This window comes from Micromonospora sp. NPDC049275 (genome assembly GCF_043197115.1).
Lineage (GTDB): Bacteria > Actinomycetota > Actinomycetes > Mycobacteriales > Micromonosporaceae > Micromonospora.
Genome location: NZ_JBICSN010000002.1, coordinates 676,985 through 690,152 on the forward strand (window position 1 = coordinate 676,985; position 13,168 = coordinate 690,152).

Consider the following 13,168-nt stretch of genomic DNA (forward strand, 5'->3'; position numbering starts at 1 on the left):
CCCGCATCGGCGCGGCAACGGCGGCACGCTTCGTGCCGCTGCTCACCTCCACGAATCGGGGGACTCACGATGTCCGGCGCGGCTGCTGGCGACGACTCGCTGCGCCCCACGCAACTGCTTCGCCGCAGTCGACCCTTTCGCGCTCTGTTCTCGGCCCGACTCGTCTCGTACGCGGGCGATTCGCTCAGCCTCGTCGCGCTCATGTTCCACGTCGCCGAGACGACGGGGAAGGCGCTGGCGGTCTCCCTCCTGCTGCTCGTCGGAGATCTCGCGCCGTCGCTGCTGGGTCCGTTCAGCGGTGCCCTCGCCGACCGGCTCAACCTCCGGCGGCTGATGGTCGTCTGCGAACTCGTCCAGGCCGCGGTCCTGCTGGTGATCGTGCTGACCTTGCCTCCGCTACCGGTGCTGCTGGCACTCGTCGCGATCCGCGCCACCGCCGCGCAGGTCTTTCAACCGGCGTCTCGGGCGGCGGTGCCCGCACTGTGCGCCGACCGTGACCTGGAGACCGCCAACTCCACCATCGGGTTCGGCTCCAACGCGGCGGAGGCGGCCGGTCCGCTCCTCGCCGCGGCCCTGTTCCCGCTGGTCGGAGTGCGTGGCCTGCTGCTCGTCGACGCGGTGTCATTCCTCCTCTCGGCCGTGCTGCTGGCGACGCTCCCCTCCCTGCCGGCGGTGACCGGCAACGCGCGCCAGCCGTCCCTGCTGCGGCAGGCCAGAGCGGGAATCGGCTACCTGTTGAGTGTTCCCACGGTACGGGTGATCTTCCTGGGCTTCACCGCGGTGGTCGCCTTCAACGGGGTCGACGACGTGGCGCTGCTGCTGTTGGCCCGCGACACCTTCGCGGTGGGCAATTCCGCCGTCGGGCTGCTGTTGGGCGCGGTCGGCGTCGGACTTGTCGCCGGTTACGCCATCCTGTCGCGGTGGGGCACCCGGGCGTCGATGCCGCTGCTGCTGATCGTGGGCTTCGGGGTCAGCAGTGTCGGGAACCTGCTGACCGGGCTCGCCTGGGCCGTCGCCGCCGCGATCGCCCTACAGGGGGTCCGGGGGTTCGGATTGGCGGCCATGGACGTCGCCTCCAGCACGCTGCTGCAACGCACGGTTCCCGCGGGCCTGCTCGGGCGGGTCTTCGGAAACCTGTACGGCGCGATCGGTGTCGCCGCCGCGACGTCCTACCTCGCCGGTGGTCTGCTGCTCGACGCCACGTCGGCTCCGGTGACCCTTGTGGTCGCGGGCGTCGGCGGCCTGCTGGCCACCGGCATCGTCGCGCTGCGCCTGCCCCGGGCGATGCGGCGCGACGCCGAGGACGCGGCGACGCCGACGACATCCGCGCCGACCACCGAGCAGATCGGATGATCAGATCGGGCCGTCGGTGCGCAGCCGCGCGTGCAGGTGCATGTCGTGCCAGCCGTCGGCGTGCCGCACCGAACCCCGCACCACACCGTCGGCGGTGAAGCCCGAACGTGTGGCCACCCGGCACGACGCCGCGTTGGCGGTCGAGTGCTCCAGGCCCAGCCGGTGCAACCCGGCCGCGAAGCTCCACCGGGTCAGCGCCCGCAGCGCCGCGGCGGCGATCCCTCTGCCGCGCGCGGCGGGCAGCACCCAGTACGACACGTCCGCCGACGCCTCCACCAGCGACACCTGCCGCAATCCCACCTGGCCGACCGGCCGGTCATCGACGTCGACGATGGCCCAACTGGCGGCCGTCTCGGCACGCCAACGGCCGACCCACTGCGCCGTCCACGCCCGGGCCTCGGCCTCGTCGTCCAACCGGAGCACATGCCAACGCTGGATCGCCGGACAGTCGAACGCCGCCCGCACGACCGGAGCGTCCCCGTCGTGCCACGGCCGCAGCGCCACCCCGGGGCGTACCGCAAGGCGGGGTTGCTCTCGGCTGGCGAGACTTCCGGCGGGCAGGGCGGGCGTGACGAGTAGCGGCATCGGGCCATTCTCCTTCGCGGACCGGCCCGGCGATGCCCGCCGGAGGGCTCACTCGCCGGTCGGGTTGCCGGCGAGTTCGGCGACCACGTCGAGGTGGCCGAGGTGGCGGGCGTACTCCTGGACCAGGTGGAACAGCACCCGCTCCAGCGACGCCGGGTCGGCGCCGTTCCAGCGCGGGCCCGGCGCTCCGATCTCCGCCAGGTCGTGCGCCGACACCACGGCGGTGGTGTGCGCGCCCTGCGCCCGCAGCGCCGCCACCAGGTCGGAGCGGGTCTCGTCGGGAGCGACGTACCAGCGGTCGTCGCGGCGGTCACCCCACGGCTCGGCGACCGTCCGGCCCTGGAAACCCCACTCGATCCAGCGCAGCTCGACGTGACGCAGGTGCGTGAGCAGCTCCAACGGGGTCCACCCGGACGGCAGACGGCTCTGCCGCAGCTCCGGCTCCGCCAGCGCTGACACCTTTGCCACCACGGACTCGCGGAAGTAGTCGAGGTAGCGCAGGAACACCTCGGAGCGGCTGCCGGCCGGGCTGGTGGGCTCGGGGAACGGAATCATGACCCGGTCGGCAGGTCGCGGCCACGCTGGCGCACGCCGGCGCCGCCGTACGGGTAGTCGCCCACCAGCGGGGCGCTCGCCTCGTCCAGCAACCGCATCTGCTCGGCGTCGAGAACCAGGTCGGCGGCGGTCAGGTTGTCGTCGAGCTGCTCGGTGGTCCGCGCGCCGAGGATCACCGAGGTGACCGCCGGTCGGGCCGCCAGCCAGGCCAGCGACACCGCCGACATGGACACGCCACGGTCCCTGGCGATCTGGCCGACCGTGTCGAGCACCCGCCAGGTGCGCTCCTCGGCGTTGCGACCCGCGTACGCCTCCACGCCGCGCTCCGGGTTCTCGCCGAGTCGGGTGGCGCCGGTGGGCGTACTGTCGCGCTGGTACTTGCCGGTCAGCCAGCCGCCGCCCAGCGGCGACCACGGCAGGATGCCGATGCCCTCGTTCTCGCAGACCGGCACCAGCTCGAACTCGATCTCCCGGGCCAGCAGGTTGTACTGCGGCTGGAGGGTCACGATCGGGGTGAGGTTGAGATGCTGGGTGAGCAGGGCGGCCTTCTGCAACTGCCAACCGGTGAAGTTGCTGACCCCCGCGTAGCGGATCTTGCCGGCGCGCACGGCGTCGTCGAAGAAGCGCAGGGTCTCCGGCAGCGGGGTCAGCGGATCCCACGCGTGCGCCTGGTACAGGTCGACGGCCTCGACGCCGAGCCGCCGGAGGCTGGCCTCCAGCGCGCGCGTGAGGTGTACTCGGGACAGGCCTGCGTCGTTCGCGCCCGCGCCCATCGGGAAGCGGCCCTTGGTGGCGATGACGAGGCGGTCCCGCAGGTCGGGGCGTGCCCGCAGCCACCGGCCGACGATCTCCTCGGAGACGCCTGTGGAGTAGACGTCGGCGGTGTCGAGGAACGTGCCGCCGGCCTCGACGAACCGGTCCAGCTGCGCGAAGCTGCCCGCCTCGTCGGTCTCCGCGCCGAAGGTCATCGTGCCCAGACACAGGGTCGACACCACCGTGCCGGTGGCGCCCAGAGTGCGATAGCGCATGTCGTCCTTTCGGTCCGAGTTACCAAACTGATCTTCGCACCTGCTCAGGGCACCCGCACCCGCAGGCTTTCGGGCACCCACGCCCCGGCGGCAGCGGCGATGATGGGGCGGTGAGCGAGCCCGCCATCGACACCGATCGAGCGCACCGGCCGGGGCCGTCGTCCGAGCCGGGACGCCTGCCGCAGCCCGGTCCGCGCGCGCGGGGGCCGTGGCTGGTGGCCGCGGCGACAAGCGTGACGCTGCTGCTGCTCGCCGGCCGGTACGGCTATCACCGCGACGAGCTCTACTTCCTGCTCTGCGGCCGGCACCTCGCCTGGGGTTACGTCGACCAGGGCCCGCTCGTTCCGGCGCTGGCCCGGCTGCTCGACACGATCGCGCCGGGCAACCTGGTGGTGCTGCGTACGCCGTCGGCGCTGCTGGCCGGCGTGGCGGTCCTGCTGGTCGCCGCCATCGCCCGCGAGCTGGGCGGCGGTCGGGGCGGGCAGAGCTTCGCGGCGGTGCTGGCCGCGCTGTCCGGCATCGTGCTCGCCAGCGGGCACCTGCTCAGCACCACGACCGTCGACCTGCTGGTCTGGCTCGCGGTGGTGTGGTGCGCGGTGCGGTTGCTGCGCACCGGGGACAACCGGTGGGCGCTCGCGCTCGGGCTGGTGCTCGGCGTGGGCATGCTCAACAAGCTGCTGCCCGCGCTGCTGGCCGTCGGTCTGGTGGCCGGGGTGCTGATCGCCGGGCCGCGTCGGCTGCTGCGCGAGAAGTGGGTTCTCGTCGCCGCCGGGATCGCCGTGCTGCTGGCCGCTCCGAACCTGATCTGGCAGGCCACGCACGGCTTCCCGCAGCTCGGTGTGGCCGCCTCCATCGCCGACGGCGACAGCTCCTACAGCGGTCGCCTCGACGCGTTCACCCTGCAGTTCCTCATCATCAGCCCGTACGCCGTGCCGATCTGGATCGCCGGTCTCGTCGCACTGCTGCGCCGGCCGGCGTGGCGGGCGTACCGCGCGGTGGGTTGGGCCTGGGTGGTCGTGGTCGGCGTCGTCCTGGTCGCCGGCGGCAAGGGTTACTACGACGCGCCTCTGCTACTCGCCCTCGTCGCCGCCGGCGCGGTGGTGACCGCCGCCTGGGCGTCGCGCGGGTCGGCGTGGCTGCGGCGGGGTGTGCTCGTGGCGGGCGCCGTGCTGTTCCTCCTACCCAACCTCGTGTTGCTGCTGCCGGTGCTGCCGGCCGAGCGGCTGCCCGCTTTCGTGGTCGACGTCAACTACGACGCCGGCGAGACCATCGGCTGGCCGGCTTTCGCCGACTCGGTCGCGGCCGTCCATCGTGGCCTGCCACCGCAGGAGCGCGCGCGGGCGGTCATCCTCACCGGCAACTACGGAGAGGCCGGGGCGATCGCCCGCTACGGCCCGGCCCGTGGGCTTCCCCGGGCTTACTCGGGGCACAACAGCACTGTCGACTTCGGCCGTCCGCCCGCCGACGCGGACGTGGCGATCGTCGTCGGCTGGGAGCGCCCCGACGCGCTGAACGCCTGGTTCCAGCAGTGCGCGCCCGCCGGGCGGGTGGATCAGCGGGTCGAGGTGGACAACGACGAGAACGGCGGCCCGATCCTCGTCTGTCGGGGGCTGCGGCGTCCGTGGGCGCAGATCTGGGAAACCGAGGTACGCCACACCGGCTGAGCGCGGTCAGCCGGCGCTGTCGCCGGTGAGCCACGCGCTGACGCCGGGCAGCGCCTCGGGGCCGGAGTCGACGGCCACGTCGCGGGCGAGATCGGCGATCGTGACAGCGGCCAGGGCGGCGTGCCACGCCTTCTCGGCACTCGACATGGCGCGGGAGATCGGGCACGCGCGGGCGCAGGCCTCGGGTGGGCTGGCCAGCGGGCCGCGCTGGCGGATCTCGGTGCAGACGAAGGCGGGGCCCGGCCCGTCGACGGCGTGGACCACGTCGAGCAGGCTGATGCTCTCCGGAGCGCGGGTCAGCGCGTATCCGCCCGACTTGCCCTGCACGGAGTGGATGAGCCCGGCGCGGGCAAGCGCCTGGAGCTGTTTGGCGAGGTAGCTGCCGGAGACGTCGTGCAGCTCCGCGAGCCGGGCGGCCGGGACGGGCCTGCTGCTGGCAGTGAGCACGACGCAGCAGTGCAGCGCCCACTCGACCCCGCCGGACATCTTCATCGCCTCACCTTAACCACCCCGATACTCGGATCCATCCTGTCCGAGTATAGTTCTCGGACATAGGAAGTCCGAGTTAAGTGGCCGTGCGCGGCACGACGGACAAACAGGCAGGAAAGGTGGAACGGACATGAAGATCGCCGTACTGGGCGGGACCGGACTGATCGGGTCCCAGGTCGTCACGATCCTGCGGGCTGGCGGGCACGAGGCGGTTCCGCACTCGCAGTCGACAGGTGTCGACCTCCTCACCGGGCAGGGCCTGCCCGAGGCGCTCACGGGCGCCGACGTCGTCGTCAACCTGACCAACTCGCCGACCTTCGACGACGCCTCCCCCGCCTTCTTCCAGACGACAATGGACAACCTCGTGACGGCCGCCGAGCGGGCCGGCGTCGGCCACGCGGTGATCCTGTCCATCCTCGGCGTCGACCAGGTGCCCGACCTGGCCTACTACCGCGCCAAGGTGCTCCAGGAGGACATCCTCAAGGCCAGCGCGGTGCCGTACTCGATCGTCCGCGCCACGCAGTTCTTCGAGTTCATCGACGCGGTCATCTCCTGGACCGCCGACGAGAGCGGCGTCCGCCTGCCCCGCACCCCCGTCCAGCCGATGGCCGCGGCCGACGTGGCCCAGGCCGTCGCCGACGTCTGCGTGGGCGCTCCCCTGCTGGGCGTCCGCAACGTCGCCGGCCCCGACGTGTTCGCGCTCGACGAGCTGGGCCGGACCACCCTCGCCGCGCACGGCGACCCGCGCACCGTCACCGCCGACGACAGCGCCGGCATGTTCGCGGCCGTTCCCGGCGACGTGCTGATCGCCGAGGAGGGCGCCGTGCTCGCGCCGACGTCCTACCGGCAGTGGCTGGCACGCTGACCCTGCACCCGCGGTGTTCCGGCGTACGCCTGCGCGCCGGAACACCGCACGCACCTCGGTGCCGCAGGCGTTGACTCCTCGCCGGTCGGTCGACGGCCCCGGCCAGGGCGCCGCGCGTGTCGTTCACCTTCCCGGGCGGACCGGTCCGGGGTGCGGGACGCTCAGGTGCGAGCGGGGCGACCGGCGTGCGCCGGGCCGACGCCGCGACAGGGAACGGATCAGACCCGCGTGCACCCGCTGCTCGTCACGCTTGGTGAGCCCGAGCTGATTGTGCAGCAGGTGGACCAGGTCAAACGTCATCGCACCCTCGTAGCCGGGTGCGCGGCGGAACGCCTCCAGCAGGTGTGACCAGCAGGTCAGCGGGTGGCGTTCGGTCTGCAGGGCGGTGGCGATCCGCTGCCAGCGGCCGCTCGGCAGCGCCGCCACGGCCTCGGTCGCGGCGAGGTCGCTGTCGCCGCCCAGGGCGGGGCAACTGCGTATGGCCGCCACCATCGCCAGGTCCACGGCGGCGCCGAGGCGGGCCTGCCGCCCCGGGGTCATCCCGATCAGGTCGACCGCCACGTCGACAAGCCGGGGATCGCGCGCCGGCGGAGCGGCGAGGTGCGGCAGGTGCACGGGCCCCTGAGCCCCGACCGCCAGGCAGAGCCCCGCCAGTCGGGCCGCCAGCAGTCGTGGCGCACTGCCCAGCAGGTGCAGACTCACCACCCGTGGCGACTGTCGGGTGAATGACCAGGCGGACAGTTCGCCGGTGGTCTGAAGGCCGTGCAGCAGCGGACTGATGCCCCGGGTGAGGAACGCGTCGGCAACCGCCGCACGTGGCGGTAAAAGGCACTGAAATGCGTGCCATCGTTCCGACTCGTTGAGCATCACCTCGGCATCTGACGAATTGTCCAGATAGGATCGGTACTGAACGGTCATCCGAAGTCCCCCCAGAAGGCGTCGCACCGCCGGGGTCGACATTAAGCGACGAGGAACGATGCGACAGTAGGGGAAACCCCACATTGTCGTGAACTCAACGCAACCGCCGGTGTGCGCTGTGTCAAGACTCAAGTCCGCTATTTCGGTTTTTGGACATCAACATTTGCTCTCTTCGGCAATAGGAGCAACCGGTCCCGCGATCGCAGTTCTTGGCACGCGGACCTAGAGTTGCACCTGCCGCTCGCCCGAGCGCCGGCAATTGGCACCGCCGGTATCGGGCACGCCGAGAGGCCCGAACGGGACAGATCCTGGGGGTGGCAGTTGATGCTGAGCCAACGCGCACCGCGCCGTCGCGTCCGACCAGGCCGTCAGGCCGTCGCCGCACCGCACGACACGCGCCCGACCCGATGGCGTACGCCGACGGGCCGCACCGTACGGGTGTCCCTCGTGGAGCGCCGATGAACATCAGCGAGGAGGAGTTCGCCCCGCCACCGGCGGGGGACCCTCTCGACCCCCTGGTCGGGCGCAACTGTGCGCTCGACCTGTTCGACCGCGCCCTGGTCGGGGTCCACGACGGCCAACCCGCCATGATCGAGTTCGTGGGTGACCCCGGCACCGGCAAGACCCGGCTGCTGCGCGAGGTCGCCGCACGAGCCCGACGAGCCGGGGTGCCGGTGCTCGCCGCGACCGGCCACGACGGCCACCAGATCCGGCAGGTCCTCACGGCGCTGACGGAGGAGCCCTCCACGGCGGTCCCCGCCGGCGGTCCGCTGCTGTTGCTCCTGGACGACCTGCACGGCGCGTCACCCGCGACGGCCACGCTGCTGAGTCGACTCGCGCAGGCGCCGCCCGCGGGTCTGCTGTGGGTCGCCGCGTACCGGCCGCGGCAGATGCCGACCCGGGTGACCACCGCGCTCGCCGCCGGCATCCACCTGAGCCGCCGGGCGGTCACCCTGACACCGTTGGATCCCGCCAGCGTGGCCGCGCTGCTCGGGCTGGCGGAGGGACGCGCCGCCCAGCGGGTCCACGTGCTCTCCGGCGGCGTGCCCCGCTACGTCCTCGCCTACCGCCCGGGCGCACTGGACGGCCCGGTCGCCGCCCTGCGTGGCCTGCCCGCCGAGCTGCCCGTCGATGTCACAGGCGCGGTCCAGCTCGACCTCGACGCGCTCACCGACGAGCAGCGGCAGATGCTGGAGGCCGTCGCGGTGTGCCCGGACGGGTTCGAACCGGCGCTGGCCGCGGCCCTCGCCGATCGTGGCCCGGAGGTCACCAGCGACCTGCTCGACGCGCTGGTGGCCGTCGACCTGCTGCGGACCGACCCCACCGAGGCGTCGACCCTGCGGTTCCGCCACGAGGTGGACCGCACCGTGGTGTACCGCTCGCTGTCTCCCGGCCGGCGACGACGCCTGCACGCGACGGCGGCCCGCGTCCTGCGCGAGCTCGGGCATCCGGTCACCCGGTACGCCGAACACCTGTCGGCAAGCGGCCAGTGCGCCGAACCGGCGACAGCCGACGCGCTGATCGAGGCGGCGGAGAGCGGTCTCGTGCCCCGTCTCGACGCGATCCGGTGGTTGACGAACGTCCAGCGGCTGCTGCCCGCCGCCGAGGTCACCGAACCACGCCGTACGCGGCTGGAGTTCGCGATGGCGGACGCGCTTGTCGGCGCGGGTCAACTGCGCCAGGCCCGCACCCTGCTACAGGAACTCACCCGCCGTCCGCTCGCCGACTGCGACAAGCGACTGCGGGCGGTGGCCGCACGGGCGCGGGTGGAACGCCTGCTGGGCCGGCCGTTCGACGCGTACGCGCTGTTGCTGCCGTACCGGGACGGGCAGGTGGAGCCGCACACTCACTTCCTGCTGACGGTCGAGGCCGCGATCGCCGGCGCCCTCTGCGCGGCGCCCGACGCGGCGGAGCACGCCCGGAGTCTGGGCCCGCTGGCCGAACGCACCGGCTCGGCGGTCTGCGCGACCACGGCGGCGGTGGTGCAGTCGTTCGTGGCCGCGTACACCGACTGCGGGATCCGGGTGTCCGAGACGCTGGATCGGGCGTCGTCCGAGGTGGACGCGTTCGCCGACACCGACCTCGCCCGGCACCCGGACCTGCTGGCCCTGCTGGGCTGGGCCGAGTACTTCCACGAGCGGGAACGCTCCGCCCTGCACCACTTCGACCGTGCGCTGGACATCTGCTGCCGCGGGGGTCTCGTGGCGCTCACCCCCTGGCTGCTGGTGGGCCGTTGCGCGGTGACCGCCCGACTGGGCAGCCTGGACCGGGCCCGGGTCGAGGGTGAGGACGCCGAGGAGGTGGCCGTCGCCATGGGCATCGACCCGATGGTGGCGCTGGCGCGCGCCTACCGGGCCATCGCGGTGGCGTGGCGCAGCGGCCCGGCGGCGGCGCGTCACCTGGCCGACACCGCCGTGCTGGACGCCAGCACCCGCCGCGAGAACTGGTACGACGGGGCGAGTCAGCGCGTGTCGGTGCGTCTGCGCTTCCTCGCCGGCGACCGGGCCGGCTCGACGTCGACGTTGCTGCGCGCCTGCGGCGGCGACGGTCTCGACCAGGTCGAGGTGACCAACCGGGCCTGCTGGGCCTCGGCCCTGGCCGAGACGGCGCACAAGGCCGGTCGGTGCGACGAGGCCGCGCGCTGGTTGGCCGTGGCGGAGGGGTACGCCGAGCGGCTGGGGCTGCGCGGGCAGAGCGCGTTGACCCGGACCGCCCGGGCGCGGCTGACCCTGGAGGCGGATCCGCGCTGCGCCGCGGAGCTGGCCGCCGCCGCGGCCGACACCTTCGCGAGTCTGGGATGGAGGCTGGAGGAGGCGTCGGCGCGCTTGGTGCGCGCGCGGGCCCTGTGCGACGCCCGGGAGTGGTCGGCGGCGGAGGTCGAACTCGCCGAGACCCGCCGTATCGCGGAGCTTGTCGACTCGCCGCCGCTGCGCCGCTCGGTGGCCGGCGAGCAGAGCCGCGCGGCCGGAGCCGCGGGTCGCCTGCCGGCCGCGGCCGCGGGCGGGGAGCTGACCCTGACCCGGCGGGAGTGGGACATCGCCCGGCTCGTGGCCGCCGGTGCGAGCAACGCCGAGGCGGCGGACCAGGTGTACGTGACGGTCAAGACGGTGGAGGCCCACCTGACCCGGATCTTCCGCAAGACGGGGGTGTCGTCGCGGGCCGGGCTGGCCGCGTTGCTGGTGTCCCGGGCTGTCGACCCGCGATCGACGACCGAGGATCGAGGGTCTGCGACCCGGAGAGCCCGGTTTGAGCGTTGATGCCCACAATAAAACGGAGATGAAGGATAGGCGTCCCGTGGCGAGTGTCGGATATCTCGCCTTCTGCCTGCGGGAATCTGATATCTTGTCTCCCACCACAGGTCAAACCCGACAGGGTTGACCGGGGGGCCGGAAGCCGCACTGGCTCGCCCGGAGATGCGCAGGAAAGGCATCGTCGTGAGTCAATACATCATCACCATCGTGCCCGTTGAGGACGACGGTGAGGAGATCACCGGCCCGGTGGCCCAGACCGTCGTGCGTCTGGAGACCGGCAACGGGCACCCGGTCGTACGGGAGCTCACCGTCCGCGCGCCGCAGAGCGCCGGCCTGACCGGCGAGCTGCCCTACGTCGACTTCGATGCCCTGCTGCGCGCCTTCATCCCCCCGCAGGACCGGGACAGGAGCCGCGCCGAAGCCGCGCCCCGTCCGGCCGTGACGGTCGGACCGGTCCCCGCGACCACCGCCACCGAGACCGCACCGCGACCGCTGCCGCCCCGGCCCGCACGCCGGGGCGGCGAACCGGACCGGCTCAGCCGACTCAAGGCCGGTCGCGCGTACCGCCGGGCGCCCGACCCGGCGGACCTGGAGGCGGTCTACGAGCAGGTCGGCACGATCAGCGCCGTCGCCGAGCACTTCGACGTTCCGGTGCACACGGCACAGGGCTGGATCAGCCGGATGCGCCGCAAGCACGACACCGAGGTCAACGCCGGCTGACCCCGGGCTCGGCCGGCACGCCGGGCACCCCGGCGAGCGCGTCCACCACCGCCGGCGTCGCCCGGTCCAGCCAGCGCTCGATGCCCATCTCCGCCGTGTCGAACTCGCGCTCCAGCACACACAGGCCGGCCACGGGCACGTACGCGCCCACCTCGGCCAGCAGCGCGCCCAGGTAGGTGTCGACGACGTGCCGGTGACCGGACCGGGCGGCGGTCATCACCGGCACCGCCACGACCCCGGTCAGCGCGCCCCGGGGCAGTACGTCGACGAAGAGCTTCAGCAGGCCGCTGTACGCCGCCTTGAACGTGGGGCTTGCCACCAGCAGCAGCCCCGGCCTGCGTACCGCCTCCAGCACCTCGTCGAGGGTCTCCGGCCGGCTGCCCTGACCGACCAGTTCGGCAGTCAGCTCGGCCAGGTCGATCACCGTCGGCGCTCCGACCGGGGTCGGGCAGTGGGTCAGTCGGGAGTGCAGGGCGGCCGCGGTGGCCAGCGCGACGGTCCGCGTACGGGAATGGGGTTTCGGGTTGCCGATCAGCGCGGTCATCGGCAGCTCCGCGACGGGCCGGCTCATCGGCCCACCGCCAGCTCCGGGGTCCGCCGGGACCCGGCGTCCGCATCGGTCGGGGTGTGCGCGTCGGTCGCGGGGTCGAGGAGACCGTCGTGGCGCAGCAGCGGCAACACTCCCTCGCCGAACCAGTACGCCTCCTCCAGGTGCGGCTGCCCGGACAGGATCAGATGGTCCACCCCTGCGGCGTGGTACTCGGCGATCCGCTCGGCGACCTCCTCGTGGCTGCCCACCAGCGCCGCACCGGCACCGGGGCGGATCAGGGAGTAGCCCGCCCAGACGTTCGGGTACACCTCCATCCGGGCGTTGCCGTCCGCGTGCAGCGCCGCGGCCCGCCGCTGGCCCTCCGAGTCGGTGCGGGCGAAGCGCTGCCGAGCGGCGGCGATCCGCGCCTGGTCGACGCCGGCGAGCAGCCGGTCCGCCTCCGCCCACGCCTCCCGCGCGGTGTCCCTGGTGATCACGTGCAGCCGACTCCCGGTGCGCAGTGTGCGGCCGACCTCAGCCGCCTGCTCGCGTGCCCGACCCAGCAGCTCGCCGAGCTGGGCCGGTGTCTCACCCCAGGCCAGATACACGTCGGCGTGCCGGGCGGCCGCCCGCTGCGCCGCCGGTGAGGACCCGCCCAGGAACACGGCCGGAGCGGTGGCCGGCGGCCGGGCCAGCAGAGCGGCCTTCACCCGGTAGTGCTCACCGTCGTGGTCGACCGGCTGGCCGGCCCACAGTCCACCCAGCACGGTGAGGAACTCCTCGGCGCGGGCGTAGCGGGCGTCGTGGTCCAGCCAGTCGCCGTAGCGGCGCTGCTCGTCCGGGTCGCTGCCGGCGACGATGTTGAGCAGCACCCGGCCCGCCGAGACCCGTTGCAGGGACGCGGCCATCTGCGCGACAAGCGTGGGCGAGGCGAGGCCCGGTCGTAACGCGATCATGAACTTCAGTCGCTCGGTCTGCGCGGCCAGCGCGGACGCCACCACCCACGGGTCCTCGCAGAACAACCCGGCGGGCGTGAGCACACTGGCGAAACCCAACCGGTCGGCGGCGCGCGCCACCTGCGCCAGGTAGCCGATGTCCGGCGGACGGCGGGTGATGCGCGACGGCCGGGCGCCGCGACCGCGGGCGGGCTCGGCCAGGTCGCGGCCGTCGCCGTGCGTCGGCAGGAACCAGTGCAGGTCCAGTGGCATGGG

Annotated in this window: 12 protein-coding genes; 5 read left to right on the forward strand and 7 right to left on the reverse strand. The window is 73.2% G+C overall.

Translation table 11 applies throughout. The annotated features are described in order from the left end of the window. Nucleotides 1-69 precede the first annotated feature (69 nt). Complete coding sequence (locus ACGFIE_RS08585) at nucleotides 70-1,353, forward strand: MFS transporter (RefSeq protein WP_393292485.1); 1,284 nt, start codon at nucleotides 70-72, stop codon at nucleotides 1,351-1,353. On the opposite strand, the gene ACGFIE_RS08590 is transcribed toward ACGFIE_RS08585, so the two are convergent. The 3 genes from ACGFIE_RS08590 to ACGFIE_RS08600 are packed head-to-tail and all read right to left on the reverse strand — an operon-like array spanning nucleotide 1,354 to nucleotide 3,521. Beyond that, on the reverse strand, nucleotides 1,354-1,938 hold the full coding sequence (locus ACGFIE_RS08590; RefSeq protein WP_393292487.1) for a GNAT family N-acetyltransferase: 585 nt from the start codon (nucleotides 1,936-1,938) through the stop codon (nucleotides 1,354-1,356). 48 nt (nucleotides 1,939-1,986) lie between these two features. Beyond that, nucleotides 1,987-2,493, reverse strand: a complete 507-nt coding sequence (locus tag ACGFIE_RS08595) for a DUF664 domain-containing protein (protein WP_393292489.1) — start codon at nucleotides 2,491-2,493, stop codon at nucleotides 1,987-1,989. Continuing rightward, entirely contained in the window at nucleotides 2,490-3,521 is a 1,032-nt protein-coding gene (locus ACGFIE_RS08600; protein ID WP_393292491.1) for an aldo/keto reductase, read from the reverse strand. The genes ACGFIE_RS08595 and ACGFIE_RS08600 overlap by 4 nt, the downstream gene beginning before the upstream one ends. Before the next feature lie 110 nt (nucleotides 3,522-3,631). On the opposite strand from ACGFIE_RS08600, the gene ACGFIE_RS08605 reads away from it, so the two are divergent. Then, entirely contained in the window at nucleotides 3,632-5,185 is a 1,554-nt protein-coding gene (locus tag ACGFIE_RS08605) for a glycosyltransferase family 39 protein (protein ID WP_393292493.1), read from the forward strand. A 6-nt stretch (nucleotides 5,186-5,191) separates the two neighbouring features. Here the strand turns inward: ACGFIE_RS08605 and ACGFIE_RS08610 are convergent, their stop codons facing one another. Beyond that, nucleotides 5,192-5,677 (reverse strand): RrF2 family transcriptional regulator, encoded by a 486-nt coding sequence (locus tag ACGFIE_RS08610; protein WP_393292495.1) that lies wholly within the window; start codon nucleotides 5,675-5,677, stop codon nucleotides 5,192-5,194. Nucleotides 5,678-5,804: 127 nt separating this feature from the next. Between ACGFIE_RS08610 and ACGFIE_RS08615 the strand changes: the two genes are divergently transcribed. Further along, nucleotides 5,805-6,539: an SDR family oxidoreductase gene (locus tag ACGFIE_RS08615; RefSeq protein WP_393292497.1), complete on the forward strand. Its 735-nt coding sequence runs from the start codon at nucleotides 5,805-5,807 to the stop codon at nucleotides 6,537-6,539. Between the two features lie 123 nt (nucleotides 6,540-6,662). Here ACGFIE_RS08615 and ACGFIE_RS08620 read toward each other — a convergent pair whose 3' ends face one another. Continuing rightward, nucleotides 6,663-7,457, reverse strand: a complete 795-nt coding sequence (locus ACGFIE_RS08620) for a hypothetical protein (RefSeq protein WP_393292499.1) — start codon at nucleotides 7,455-7,457, stop codon at nucleotides 6,663-6,665. A 458-nt stretch (nucleotides 7,458-7,915) separates the two neighbouring features. On the opposite strand from ACGFIE_RS08620, the gene ACGFIE_RS08625 reads away from it, so the two are divergent. Both ACGFIE_RS08625 and ACGFIE_RS08630 read left to right on the forward strand, forming a co-directional pair. Continuing rightward, the gene (locus ACGFIE_RS08625; protein ID WP_393292502.1) at nucleotides 7,916-10,714 is read left to right on the forward strand and encodes a LuxR C-terminal-related transcriptional regulator; all 2,799 of its coding nucleotides are present in this window, start codon (nucleotides 7,916-7,918) and stop codon (nucleotides 10,712-10,714) included. A 177-nt stretch (nucleotides 10,715-10,891) separates the two neighbouring features. Beyond that, the gene (locus tag ACGFIE_RS08630) at nucleotides 10,892-11,428 is read left to right on the forward strand and encodes a hypothetical protein (RefSeq protein ID WP_393292504.1); all 537 of its coding nucleotides are present in this window, start codon (nucleotides 10,892-10,894) and stop codon (nucleotides 11,426-11,428) included. Here ACGFIE_RS08630 and ACGFIE_RS08635 read toward each other — a convergent pair. Next, the gene (locus tag ACGFIE_RS08635) at nucleotides 11,415-11,999 is read right to left on the reverse strand and encodes an NAD(P)H-dependent oxidoreductase (RefSeq protein ID WP_393292506.1); all 585 of its coding nucleotides are present in this window, start codon (nucleotides 11,997-11,999) and stop codon (nucleotides 11,415-11,417) included. The two genes, ACGFIE_RS08630 and ACGFIE_RS08635, sit on opposite strands and share 14 nt — an antisense overlap. Further along, nucleotides 11,996-13,165, reverse strand: coding sequence for an LLM class flavin-dependent oxidoreductase (locus ACGFIE_RS08640; RefSeq protein WP_393292508.1), 1,170 nt, complete (start codon nucleotides 13,163-13,165; stop codon nucleotides 11,996-11,998). The genes ACGFIE_RS08635 and ACGFIE_RS08640 overlap by 4 nt, the downstream gene beginning before the upstream one ends. Between the last annotated feature and the right edge of the window lie 3 nt (nucleotides 13,166-13,168).

Excerpts from the sequence above, each read along its gene's own strand:
- ACGFIE_RS08585 (WP_393292485.1), top strand. The coding sequence starts at position 70 with ATGTCCGGCGCGGCTGCTGGCGACGACTCGCTGCGCCCCACGCAACTG.
- ACGFIE_RS08590 (WP_393292487.1), bottom strand. The coding sequence starts at position 1,938 with ATGCCGCTACTCGTCACGCCCGCCCTGCCCGCCGGAAGTCTCGCCAGC.
- ACGFIE_RS08595 (WP_393292489.1), bottom strand. The coding sequence starts at position 2,493 with ATGATTCCGTTCCCCGAGCCCACCAGCCCGGCCGGCAGCCGCTCCGAG.
- ACGFIE_RS08600 (WP_393292491.1), bottom strand. The coding sequence starts at position 3,521 with ATGCGCTATCGCACTCTGGGCGCCACCGGCACGGTGGTGTCGACCCTG.
- ACGFIE_RS08610 (WP_393292495.1), bottom strand. The coding sequence starts at position 5,677 with ATGAAGATGTCCGGCGGGGTCGAGTGGGCGCTGCACTGCTGCGTCGTG.
- ACGFIE_RS08615 (WP_393292497.1), top strand. The coding sequence starts at position 5,805 with ATGAAGATCGCCGTACTGGGCGGGACCGGACTGATCGGGTCCCAGGTC.
- ACGFIE_RS08620 (WP_393292499.1), bottom strand. The coding sequence starts at position 7,457 with ATGACCGTTCAGTACCGATCCTATCTGGACAATTCGTCAGATGCCGAG.
- ACGFIE_RS08625 (WP_393292502.1), top strand. The coding sequence starts at position 7,916 with ATGAACATCAGCGAGGAGGAGTTCGCCCCGCCACCGGCGGGGGACCCT.
- ACGFIE_RS08635 (WP_393292506.1), bottom strand. The coding sequence starts at position 11,999 with ATGAGCCGGCCCGTCGCGGAGCTGCCGATGACCGCGCTGATCGGCAAC.
- ACGFIE_RS08640 (WP_393292508.1), bottom strand. The coding sequence starts at position 13,165 with ATGCCACTGGACCTGCACTGGTTCCTGCCGACGCACGGCGACGGCCGC.